The sequence below is a fragment of the Mycoplasma sp. E35C genome, assembly GCF_019873825.1.
Lineage (GTDB): Bacteria > Bacillota_I > Bacilli_A > Mycoplasmatales > Mycoplasmoidaceae > Mycoplasmoides.
Genome location: NZ_CP068418.1, coordinates 172,302 through 186,084 on the forward strand (window position 1 = coordinate 172,302; position 13,783 = coordinate 186,084).

A 13,783-nucleotide genomic window follows, 5' to 3' on the forward strand; every position below is an offset into this window, starting at 1 on the left:
GAGTAAAAATATATTAAAATTAATTGATTATGTTGAAAAATAAACGGTTAAAATCAAAACTTCTAAGCATAATGGCAACTTTACCAGCTGGTATTGTGCTAGCTAGTGGTTTTGTTATTGATAACAAAACAAATCAAACTTCAAACGAATTAGTATTACACGCTGAAGGTGATAACGGTCAAAACAATCAAGTTGTAACAAAACCACCAATTACAGAAGAACCTTGATTTTGACCAGTAATTGGTGCAGGGGGTGGTTTAATTCTTATTTCATTAGTTCTAGGTTTAGGAATTGGAATCCCATTAGCCAAGAAAAAAGAACGCATGATGCTTCAAGAACGTGAAGAACATGAAAGAATGGTTCAATCACTAGGTTCAATGGAAGAACAACAACAAACCGAACAAGTGGAAGAAGAAACACAAGCTGTTGAAGAAACGCAAGCAGTTGAACCAACACCAACTGTGAATGTTAATCCACAACCAGCAATCCAACCACAACCCATGCCACCTGTTAATCCCCAAATGGGTATGCAACCTGGATTTAATCCACAGATGAATAATCCTCAGATGAACCCACAAATGGGTCCACGCCCAGGATTTAATCCTCAGATGAATAATCCACAAATGAATCCACAAATGGGTCCAAGACCTGGTTTTAACCCACAAATGGGTAATCCACAAATGAACCCACAAATGGGACCACGCCCAGGATTTAATCCTCAGATGAATAATCCACAAATGAACCCACAAATGGGACCAAGACCTGGTTTCAACCCACAAATGGGTAATCCACAAATGAACCCACAAATGGGTCCACGCCCAGGGTTTAATCCTCAAATGGGTAATCCACAAATGAACCCACAAATGGGACCAAGACCTGGTTTTAATCCCCAAATGGGTAATCCACAAATGAATCCCCAAATGGGTCCACGCCCAGGGTTCAATCCCCAACAACAGGTTCCTCGCAAAGTTTAAAGCGTTATTATAAATTCACTCTATAATAAGGCTTTAAACTAGGCACAACCAAAAAAGAGATTCTTAATAATAATTTTTTTTATTAAAATATTATATGAATCTATAAAATTAAACTTAACTAGAATTTAAGACAGAGATCCAAATCGTGAAAAAACGCATTTTAAAATTATCAGCAGCAATTATGCCGCTGTCATTAGTTAGTTTAGGATTCTTAGGTTTATCAAACAATTCAGCAAAACCTAATGATACCAAACTTATTAATCATGATGGTGAACAAACTACTCCATCTCAATCAACAGTTTTAGACACTGCTAGAAGATGAAAAAACTCTAACTTTACATCTTCTCCAGTTGAACAAATTAACCCTGGTTCTTTAGTATTAACTGGCAAAAAAGCTTTAACACGTATCGATTTATACGGTAACGTTGTTTGAACTTTTGATCCTGATAATGCTGAACAATTAAAACAAGGTGAATACGATATTAATGGTAAGGCTGACTTTAGTAAGAACGTTAGTTATGATGATCTTAGTAGCAAGACTGTTGTAGAGGCTGTTCAAGATCAAAGTAACCCTAATACTTTCTACTTACTATTAATTCCAGATGCAGCAATTCAACAACAGCAAAAAGCTAAAGATCAAACTTTAGAGAACTTCCGTAAACCAGTAGAAACTAACGGTGCTGAAGGTGCTGCTGCCGCTGCTGCATCTTCTTCAACAACTACATTCTCATCTGCTAGATTATTAGATGATAGTGAAGAAGAAACAAAAGAACCATCTGAATCTAAAATTCCTAAGGAATTAGAATTAGCTAGTAACGACGAACAATCAGATAGTATTAATTCTGGAAAAAGCTATAGCCAAATTAAGAGTCAAAAAAACTTACAAGGTGCTATCGTTAAAATCACAGAAAACCTTTCTGATGTAGACTCAGACCACCCTTTTGTAATTGATAACGTTGCTTACATTAGTCCAGAAGCGATGGTTAAAAACTATCCAACTACTTGAACACAATCTAAAAATAAAGGAACTAATGTAACTAAGTATTACGATAAGAATGGTTCAAATGATTTAGGTGTTAACGGAAAAGATAACGATATTTTCTGACCAGAATACTTCCCTAAACGTATTGAAACTCAAACAACTACTAATTTGGCTGATTCATCATTCACTGAATATGAACATCCAGAATGATATGATAGTGGTCAATTTGTAATGCCATGAATGCAATATATCACTAACTTAGGTGGTTTATATGCTAAAAACGGAACTGCTTACTTATTTGGTGGTAATGGAACATGAGTAAATAACCAAACTGCATTAAGTATGGGTGTCTTCAGAGTTAATTTCGGATCTCAAACTGAAGAACCAAAAGTAGTTGGTTATCCTTATGCTATCTTACTTTCAGGGATTGCATTAGAATTCTCTCCAAAAGGTAATGGTGGAATTAACATTGGTCAAGATGTAGGTTATCACTTTGTGCCAAGATTAGCTGTTGGTGGTGTAAGCTCTCCAAGAGTTGCTAACGGAAATATCTTCTTAGGTTCTGCTATTACTTGAGGAACTAATGGTGGTAACATTTTAGATAGTAAATACCACTCTCCAAAAGTTCTAGTTGATGAAGGTAGTGGACAAGAAAATAGTGGATACCCTAAAGCTTGAACAAACAAATATCTTGCTAACGGAGTTGTAACAGCTCCTTTACAAACTCACCCAGCTGGTGGTAACACAAAAGAAGTAGAATCATTATTCACTACTGCTTTCAAATTAGATGCGTTAAACACTTTACCTGATGATTTCAACAAAACATCAAACAAAGGGTTATTCAACTATGTAATGTTGGATGGTAAACAATGACACTTAGGAACAAGAAAAGACTCTTCTTGACTATACACTGATGTTATTGATAAAGCACCAGCAAGCACTCAACAACAATTATTAGGTAGTTCAAAAGACGGTGATGAAATTGCTGGAGCTAGAAACCTATTAAATGCTTTAACAACTGCTAGAGGATTTGACCGTAGAAATATTGGTAATGTTGTTTATACTTATGACAACAGAACAAATACTGAAAGCGTTCAAGATACTAACCTAACTTACTACTACCAAGTTGGTGGAGCTATCATGTCTTGACCAGAATTAAGAAATGGTTACAGATCAACAGCTCAAATTAATATTTACAACTTAACAGCTAGTGATTTTGGTAAAACAACTAACACACCTACTCAAACTAGACAATCTAAATTAAATGGTTCTTTTGTTTCATCTGACGGTTCAGATATTTACAACGGAAGCATCTATGTTAAGAGTGATAAATTTACTGCTAGTTCAAAAGGTTACACTTGAGATAGTTTCTTAGGTTTATCTACAACTTCAACTGGATCAGTTATTTCTAACTGAACTAAATCTGGTTACAGAATTAGAATTTCTGAAGGTTACAGTGTTAACAAAATGGACTTTGCTTCTGATATTCAAGCAGTTGTAAACATGCAATCACTTGACCAATACTATGTTCAATTACAAGGTAAAGGTTCTTTAAACGCTGTTGAAAAAGAAGGTTTAAACTCATCTAACTACAAACTAGATTCAGAAACAATCACTAACCCATTAGAAGCTAGAAACAACCAAATTGGTAACGGTCGCTTCTTAGCTGCTAATGAATTACCTTCATCATTCTTACAAAACAAAATCTCTGATATTATCCAAACAGATACTGACGGAAGCTTAATTCTAAGACCTGACTTCAAATCATTAATTTACGCTTACAAAGCACCAGCTGATAATCCAAACATTGAATGAAGATTATTAGTAACTGACTATTCAAAAGATACAAACGACTTCATCAAGTTATTACCACAAGTTAAATTAAGTAATAACTATGTTCCAATTCCTCAAGGTGACTCAGTGTTCGTTGCTCAAAGAACTTACGAAGGATTTGACGCATTAGCTTCATGAGTAATTCCAGTAGCAATTGCTATTCCATTAGTAATCGTTGCATTAGCATTAGCATTAGGTCTAGGTATTGGTATTCCAATGGCTCAAAACCGTAAAGCTATGAAACAAGGGTTCGCAATGTCTAACAAGAAAGTTGACATCTTGACAACTGCTGTTGGTAGTGTGTTCAAACAAATTATTAACAGAACTTCAGTTAGCAACATTAAGAAATCACCACAAATGCTTCAATCTGGTAAGAAGGACGCTGCTAAACCAGCTGCTGCTAAACCTGCTGCTCCTGGTGCAAAACCAACTGCTGCAAAACCTGCTGCTCCTGGTGCTAAACCAGCTGCTCCAAAACCTGCTGGCGCAAAACCTGCAGCACCAAAACCAGGTGCACCTAAACCAGCTGCTCCTGCTAAATAAACTATGAAGATTTCAAGAAAAATAAAGAGTTTTAGTTTAATTAGTAGCTTAGTTGGATTTGGAATCGTTAGTTCTACTAGTTTTGCTGTTGATCAACATAAAGTTGATGCAAATGCTAAATTAGTAAATGATAAACTGAGCCAACAAGCACAAGAAATTAAAGGTGATGCAATCCAATTAAAAGATATCGGTTCATCTAAATCTTTATTTAATTCTGTTATTCGGGACAAGAACAATAACTTTATTACTAACGACAAAACTAGCATCATTAAACTTGATAGTTTTGGTAACCCATTATATGGTTTGAAACTAGACGATCAAGAATTTGCTGGTTATGAAGTTAGACAAATTGTTGAAGATTACAGAACTTCAGATTCTGTTGATGCAAGAGCATACTATGTGCTTTTAGTAAATGAAAATGTAAACATTCATGTCAAGAGAATTGGCAATGATGCAGAAAACAGAAACACTAAAAGAAGAGGTTCTAAAAACGACAATACTAAATTCGCTATTGGTAATGTTGACAACCCAGCTCACGTAATTAGAGTGGTTGATAATAATGAAAAGTTTGTTTTTAATAAAACAGACTCTTCTGGTGAAGTTAATGACTTCATCTTAGACGCTCCAATTTTACCTAAGAATTTAAACTCACTTTGATACAACTTATACTTACAAAGAGAGATTAGCAACGACGATTTTAGTCGTGCATTATACCCATCACCAATTGGTCGTGTTGATACAAATGAATTCGACTTTGGTAAAGGTGCAACCACTTCTAAATCTGGAAATGGTAGTAAAGATGATGGTGATACTAATGTTCCAAAGCTAATTAAAACAGCGTTCCAGATGGATGAAAATGTTTCTGTTCCGCTTTATGATAATTCAGAAGAAGAAAATAAAGAAAACAAGAGCATTCAATTCACTGGTAGTAGTTCAACACAATTTAATTACGAAGTTAAGTTTGACGGTCAATTTAAAAAAGATACTGCTAATTTAATTTCTCGTTTATATCTAAACTCAGTAAACTCATTAACATTTATTGGTAATAGTATTTATATTTTTGGATCTAACCAATATCCTTCACTTTGATACTATGCCTTCCCTGTTAAACGTTCAGCACTAGAAGAATTAAACAAAGTTAAAGCAGAAGATCTAGAAGCATCAACTACTGATGCTGGAACTACTAAAGGAAATGGCGAATTAACTTCTTACAGAAGCTTTAGTATTGAACAAGAAAGCGCTGCATCAAACAAAGTTGATGCTAACAACTGAGCTAACTCAGAAGTAGTTGAAGCTAGAATTTATGCAGACTACAAGTTGGGTATTAATGGTGAATATCAAACTGCTAATGCTTTCATTAATGGAACAATTGGTGGTGTATCGTTCAACTCAACTGGTTCTAGAACAATTTTAAGAAAAGTTTATCAAAACGGAAACTTCACAGGTCAAAGAGAAGCTTACTTATACACATTTGGTTATCAAACTTGACAAAAAACTAGATGAACAACTTCTGGATTTAATTTAGATGGTGAATATAAAGTAATTTATACAACCCCTTATGAACCAGTAGAAGCTTCTTGAAGTGTTGATCCTAAAAACTCTAAACCTAATAACAATCTAGGTTTTCACTTCTTAGGTGGTTATTTAAATGAAACATTAGCTCAAGAAAGAGCGCAAATGCCTTATATCAAAGATGGTTCAACAAACAATGATGATAGAAAAATCTTTGAAACAGCATATGATGATCAAACATTTACGTTTGATCAAACAATGCTAGGTAAAGATGGCATTAGAAATAATTTAGATGTTGGGTTTAAAGCAACTAGCTTTGTAAACCTAAACAGCCCAGCAACTAATAGTAATCTAGAATCAATCGCTGCAATGATCTACTTCCGTGGACAAATTGCAATTATCCAACTAAAAGATAAAGATACATTCTACAACGCTCACTCAATCATTACAACTTCACCTGTTGATAGTGCTGCAACGATCAAGAACATTACCAACATTTCACCTGGTGATAATATCTGATACTTCTTATATAAGAATGATCAAAACAAAACAAGTTTATACACACTAACTTTACCTAAGGGTGGAACAACGTTCTCAAACAGATTTGATAAAACTAATGAATTATCTGGTTCATCATTATCAGGATCGTTTGGTCCAACTAACTTAACTGATGTTGATAATGTTACAGCAATTCTACCTTTATTAAGTAGTGCATTCTACTCAGTAGATTCAAAAGGTGCTGTTCAGTTATGATCTAACAGTGAGAAAAACCCAAACCAATTCGTGCCAAACCAAGCATTTAATAAGGACTTGAATCAGTTATCATTCCAACAAGATGCTAACGAACCAACAACTTATAAATCTGACTTCTGAGGCACAATTGAATTTAAGGGAATTGATTATCTACAAAACAATGGTTATTTCCAAAAAACTGCTAAAGAATATGAGAATAACCAAAACTTCTTAGATAACTTAATTAAATTCACTCCTGCTTATACAGGACAAAAATACCGTGTGTTACCTGTTAGTGATGAAGTAACCAATTCATTATTAAGAGTTAAGGTGCAAATCCAATACTTAGATGGTAAGTATTATGATGCGATTGATGCTAAATCAAACCGTGCTGATAAAACCTTAGTTCATGGATGAGATGGTTTTGCTTCATTACCAAACTGAGTAATTCCAGCTGTGATTGGTGGGATCTTAGGATTGGTTGCCATCTTAATCATTCTAGGGTTATCAATCGGTATTCCGATGCGAGCTCAAAGAAAACTGCAAGACAAAGGGTTCAAAACAACATTCAAAAAAGTTGATACCTTGACATCTGCTGTGGGATCTGTTTATAAGAAGATTATTACTCAAACAGCTAATGTTAAGAAAAAACCTGCTGCGTTAGGTGCATCTAAATCACCAGCTGCTAAACCAGCTAGTCCATCAGCTAAACCAGCTGCTCCTGGATCTAAACCAGCAGCCCCTAAACCAAGCGCGCCAAAACCAAGTGCTCCTGGATCTAAACCTGGACCTAAACCTGCTACTTCTAAACCGACTGCTTAAACTAAATAATATTTATTTAGTTCAAAATTAAACAAATATAGTTGAAATTTAAAGAAAATATTAAAATCTATTTAATTAAAAAAAGAGAATTGAATATGAAGATTTCGAAAAAATTAAAAAGTTATAGCTTACTAAGCACACTGTTGGGCTTTGGGATTGTGAGTTCAACAAGCTTTGCTATTCAAAATACCAACGACAATAATACAGCCAAATTAGTTACTAAAGCAAATGAATTAACTGCGGATAAAATAAATTTAAAAGATGTAGGAACATCGAAATCTTTATTCAACTCAATTATCCGTGATGCTAATAACAACTTTATTACTAATAATAAAACTAGCATCATTAAACTTGATGGCTTTGGTAAACCAATGTATGCCTTAGACTTTGATCAAGAGTTTTCTGGCTATGAAATTAGACAAATCGTTGAAGACTACATTTCATCATCTTCTAATAAGCGTTCATACTACATCTTATTAGTTAATGAAAATGTTAATATCCACGTTAAAAGAGTGGGTAAAGATGCTGAAAAAAGAATGGAAAACCGTAAAGGTGCTTGAAATGATAATACCAAGCTAGCCATCGGTAAAGTCGACAATCCCGCTCACGTAATTAAAGTTGAAGATGATTTAACTAAATTTACTTTCAACAAGAACGGAACAGCTGATGAAATTACTGACTTCGTTTTAGATGCTCCAATCTTACCAAAAGACTTAAACAACCTTTGATACAATGCTTACTATCAAAGAGATTTAACTGATCAAGATGTAACTAGAGCTGCTGAACCATTCCCGTTCGGTCGTATTGGTGGAAATAACACTGAAGAAGCAGTTTATGACTTTGGTAACGGTAACCCTTCTACAAGTATTGACAACTCTAAGTTAAATACTTTCCAAAAAAATAAAGATGATAACACCAATGATGATGATGATGGGGTTAAAGGTGTTATTAAATCAGCATTCCAATTAGATGAGAAAATTTCTTATCCTCAATTTGATGATACTGATCAAAATGAAGATATTAGTGTAACTTTAGGTGGCAATAATAATCAAATTAATACTTGAAATGCAAGTTTAAATACTCAAAAACCATTAACTACTAATACACTAAAAGTAATTGACCGTTTATACTTAAACTCAGTTAACTCACTATCATTCATTGGTAACAGTATTTACATCTTTGGTTCAAATGAATTACCTTCACTTTGATACTACGCTTTCCCAACTAAACGTTCTGATTTAGTTGAATTAAGTCAAGTTAAAGCTGAAGATAACGATGCTGCTACTACTGATACTGGTGAATTTACTGGCGAAAATACACTAAAAACTTACAGAAGTTTTGGGATGGAAGATCAAAATGATAGCAATATCAATGTAAGTAACTCAATTGATGCTAGCAACTGAGCTAATCCAGAAGTTATTGAAGGTCGTGCTTATTTCGATTACAAATTAGGTATTGATAACGAACAACAAAACAAAACTTTTGGTGGAAGTGATGGTGATATTGCTTTCAACTCAACTGGTTCAAAAACTGTTTTAAGAAGCCGTTATGAAAACGGGGTTAAAACTAATAGCAAAGAAGCATACTTATATGTATTCGGTTATCAGTTATGACAATTCCACAAGGCAAGAAGAAATAAAGTCTTTGAAGGTGATTATTCAATTGTTTACAACACACCTTACTCACTTCTTGAAGCTAGAAGATTAGAAGAAATACAAAAGAAATCTAATGACTTCAAACCTGCTACATTACCATTAAGAATGTTAGGTGGTTACTTAACAGCTTCTGAAGCTTCTGAAAGATCTAAGATTCCTTATATCAAACAAGGAAGTGGAGAAAGAAAAATCTTTGAATCTGCTTACTCAGACAACACCTTCTCATTAGACCGTTCATTATTAGGTTTTGATGGTATTAGAAATACATTAAACATTGGATTTAAAGCTACAAGTATTGTTAACTTAAACAGTCCAGTAAGTGGAAGTGGTTTAGAATCAGTTGCTGCTATGGTTTATTACCGTGGTCAAATCGCAATTATTCAATTAAAAGACGAAAAGACTTTCTACAACGCTCACTCAATCATTACTACATCACCAATTGATACAGCTGCAACTGTAAGTAACATCAAAAATATTTACCCAGGTGATGGAATTTGATACTTCTTGTTCAAAAACAAAGAAAACAAAACAAGCTTATACACTCTAAGCTTAACTAATGGTGGAGTTTCATTCTCAGACCGTTATGACCGTGGTGGAAATAGTATTGATGGTTCTTCAATCAACGCTGCATTCACTCCAACTAACTTAGCTGATGTTGATAACGTAAACGCAATCTTACCTTTATTAAGTAATGCGTTCTACTCAATTGATAATTCAGGAAGCGTTGCATTATACTCAAACACTGAAGGTAACCCAAATGAATTTGCTAAGAACGATTCATTTGACGCAAGCACATCTAAGATTGTATTTACTCAAGAAGATAAATCTAAACCTGTATATAGTTCTAAATTCTGAGGAACAATCGAATTCAAAGGAAGAGACTTCTTACAAACTAACGGATACTTCCAAAAAACTGCTAAAGAATACGAAAACAACCAAAACTTCTTAGATAACTTAATTAAATTCACACCTGCTTACTCTGGTCAAAAATACCGTGTTGTTGCTGTAACTGATGAAGTAACTAACTCACTATTAAAAGTTAAAGTTCAAATCCAATACTTAGATGGTAAGTATTATGATGCAACAGATTCATCATTAGCTAACCAAGATCAACAAGCATTAGTTTATGGTTGAGATGGATTTGCTTCATTACCAAGCTGAGTAATTCCTGCTGTAATCGGTGGTATTTTAGGATTAGTTGCAATCTTAATTATTCTAGGTCTATCAATCGGTATTCCGATGAGAGCTAATAGAAAATTACAAGACAAAGGGTTCAAAACAACATTCAAAAAAGTTGATACCTTGACTTCAGCTGTGGGATCTGTTTATAAGAAAATTATTAGTCAAACAGCTAACGTTAAGAAAAAACCTGCTGCCTTAGGTGCTGCTAAGACTCCAGCTGCTAAACCAGGTGCACCAAAACCTGCTGCTGCAGGAGCTAAACCAACAGCTGCTAAACCAGCTGGTGCAAAACCAACTGCTCCTGGTGCTAAACCTGGTGCTCCAACTTCAAAACCAGGTGCTCCTAGTGTAGGTGCTGCTGCTCCTAAACCAACTGCTCCTAAGAAATAATTAAATTTAGAGCTTAAAAAATAAAATCAAAAACAAACCCCTAAACATTTGGCGAATAGCTATTAGTTAGGGGTGTGTTTTTTAATAAAAACAAACGACTGGTTTGTATTGAAAAACTAATAATAAGTTTTATAATTATTTATATTGCTTATTTGATAAATAATGACTAATTTATCAATCAAGTTGAATGATAGACTATTAGTTTAGAAAATAAAACTAAAACAATGAGTAAACCTAAGATCAAAAAATACTTCGTTTTTTTTATCATCTTGCTAATTAGTGCTATTAGTTTAGTATTTTTAGGGCTACACTTAAACTTTAAAAAACCTAATAATACTGACTTATCAACTAAACTTAAGAATCAATCTGTAAGTTTAGTTGAAGATAATAATGATTCAGAATTAGTAAGAAGAATTAAACAACACAGTGCTAGTCATCTACGCTGGAATGCTAATGCTAACTTTAGTTCATACCCAACCAAAGATGGTGGGTCATTAGTATTAACTAGTGATGGTGGAATTGATCGACTAGATAGTTTTGGTTATAAGAAATGATCTTATTTACCAAACAGTAATAACAAACTTGCTAGAACTGATGAAAATCAGAATTTAATTTATAACAAAAACAATAATCTAGAAACACTAACGACCACAACTGAGTTCTTACAAAGCGTTGATACCAAGATTGTTTCAGAAGCAATCCAATCTAATGAGGATGAATCGATCTTTTATCTTTTATTAGTGCCAGCACAATTAATTGATAATGAAGTTAATGATCAATTTTACAGTTTACAACAACTAAGCACGGACTTTGGGATCCAAGGAACAATCTTAAAGATCAAAGAAGATCTAAATCACGTTAGAGAATCTTATGGGATTGTTGATTATGCTAACATTTCACCAAAAGCATTAATTGATAATTATCCAGCCACATGAACTAAGAACACGCCAAGTATTTATGGAGTTAATGGTTCGTTTAAAAAAACCGAACACCCAACCTGGTTTAGTGAAGGTAATGGTGATAATTTTATCTCATTACCTTGATTACAATACATTACTAATTTAGCTAACCTTTATGAATATCAAGGTAATGTTTTCTTATTTGGTGGTAATGGTAATTGGATCAAACAAGATGATAAGGATCGCAAGCTAGCTTCGTCTTATTTATCAATGGGTGTTTTTAGGGTTAGGTTTCATGATGATAAAAACATCAGACCTAATGTTAGTGGTTATCCTTATGCTTATTTATTAAGTTCATTAACATCATCACACCAAGATACTCAAAGAGTATTATTAGGTCAAAATAAGAACTATACCTTAGTGCCAAGAATTGCTGTCGCGGGGGTTAAACCTGCTTTAAATTATTCGAATGATTATTTATTCTTATTTGGTAGTGTAACAACAGGTCTAGATGCTGATGATAATGCTAATAGTGTGGTTTTAAATAAGGATAATTATAGTGATGCTAAATTAAAACAACTAAATACACTAAGCTCAACACCACTAGTAGCAAACGATGCTAAGAAAAACTCAGTTGGTCCTAGGGTATTAGCTGGATTTTTCTTCAATCTATCTGATTTAGCCAAACTTGATGATAAGATTGATGAATCTAATGTTGATAAAACCTATTATCTTAACCAGAACTCATACGGGTTTAGAATCATTGCTCCATGAACAACAAAATCTGCTCAAACTCAAAATGATGCTTTAACAACCATTGGATCAAATAACCAAGGTGTTGAAGGAACATTATTTAATTTAACTGTGCGTCATGGTTTTAATGAAAATGATGTTGGTAATCTAATTATCTTAGATGATAGTAGTTATGCTGTTCAGGTTGGTCCTTATATTTTAACGATTGATGGTCCTTCGCCAGCCACACTACGCAATGATGTGCCATTTAACTTATTACACCAACTATCTAACCAAGACTTCTTAGTTTATGATATTAACAGTTCAATTGGGATCAGCACAATCTTTAACTTTAAGGACTTTAGGGGAATAAGAGCAATCAAAACTAACCAAACCTATTTGTTTAGTTTGTTTGCTCCAAGTTCAGCTACTGCTTCTAAACCAAAGGTTTATTATCATAGCTTCAATAAGAATACTAATAATCAAACTAACTTTTATTCACAAACAATTAATAGTGAAATCAACGGGATTGTTAATGTCTCTGCTAATGATGCACTATACATCCAATTAAATGATTATTCATTTAATAGCTTCTCACTAAGTGCTAATGCGATTTCAGACGAAGGATTAGTTAACCCGATCACTAAACGTATATCTTTCTTAGGACAAGGTAGATTCATTAATAATCGTGATATTAATCTAAATCAGAATAATTTAGCCAATCTTTTTGATTTTAATCAAAAAGAAACAACCCTTAAAAATGACTTAATTAATAGTGTTTATGAATACTATCCAGCTAAAAATAATCCAAACTACCAATTAAAACTTAAAGCTGTTGATTTAGATTATGAGCATGCTAAATTTAGATTAGTGCCTTATGTATTAAATAATCTAACCAATCGTTATGAGATTATTCCTGATAGTAATAGTCAACTAAACAGCGATGAAAGCTTTGGTAACTTTAATAACTTTACGCCAATTGATACGATCTATTTATACATTGGTGTATCAGTGCCAATTGTGATCTTTATCATCTTAATGATTGCCATCGTCTTTGTTGGGGTATCAATTATTCGTCAAAGAAATAACATGGTGAAATCATTTAATAAGAATAGCTTGAGAGTTGATGGGTTAGTAATATCAATTGGTTCAGTGTTTAAATCATTAATTACCAAATCCAAACAGTTTAAGCGTTTATCAATTAAAGCTAAAGAAGAACCAAAACCAGCATTAAAACAACTAACAGGTAAAGTTAGAACTGAACAGAATAATATAATAAATACTAATAACCAAAATAATCAGATTGTTAATAACAACCAAAACCAAGTTGTTATTAACAATCAAAAACCAGTTATTAGTAATACCAAACACATTCCATTTGAAATCAAACCAATTAAACAAACCACTCAAACAATACAAGCGCCAATCACTCCGCCAACTGAATTAAAAAAAGATGATACTAAACGGGTGAATTTCAACAAGATGCGTGAATACAAACAAAAAACTAAGATGATAGGAATTGAATAA

5 protein-coding genes are annotated in these 13,783 nt (G+C 33.4%); all 5 read left to right on the forward strand.

From position 1 onward, the window contains the following. Nucleotides 1–29 precede the first annotated feature (29 nt). Nucleotides 30–974 (forward strand): P30/P32 family tip organella adhesin, encoded by a 945-nt coding sequence (locus tag JJE79_RS00825; RefSeq protein WP_222926603.1) that lies wholly within the window; start codon nucleotides 30–32, stop codon nucleotides 972–974. A 145-nt stretch (nucleotides 975–1,119) separates the two neighbouring features. After that, nucleotides 1,120–4,332 (forward strand): adhesin P1, encoded by a 3,213-nt coding sequence (locus JJE79_RS00830; protein WP_222926604.1) that lies wholly within the window; start codon nucleotides 1,120–1,122, stop codon nucleotides 4,330–4,332. 3 nt (nucleotides 4,333–4,335) lie between these two features. Then, nucleotides 4,336–7,398, forward strand: a complete 3,063-nt coding sequence (locus tag JJE79_RS00835) for a cytadherence protein A (protein WP_222926605.1) — start codon at nucleotides 4,336–4,338, stop codon at nucleotides 7,396–7,398. A gap of 95 nt (nucleotides 7,399–7,493) precedes the next feature. Further along, nucleotides 7,494–10,625 (forward strand): cytadherence protein A, encoded by a 3,132-nt coding sequence (locus tag JJE79_RS00840; protein WP_222926606.1) that lies wholly within the window; start codon nucleotides 7,494–7,496, stop codon nucleotides 10,623–10,625. 224 nt (nucleotides 10,626–10,849) lie between these two features. After that, entirely contained in the window at nucleotides 10,850–13,783 is a 2,934-nt protein-coding gene (locus tag JJE79_RS00845; protein ID WP_222926607.1) for a cytadherence protein B, read from the forward strand.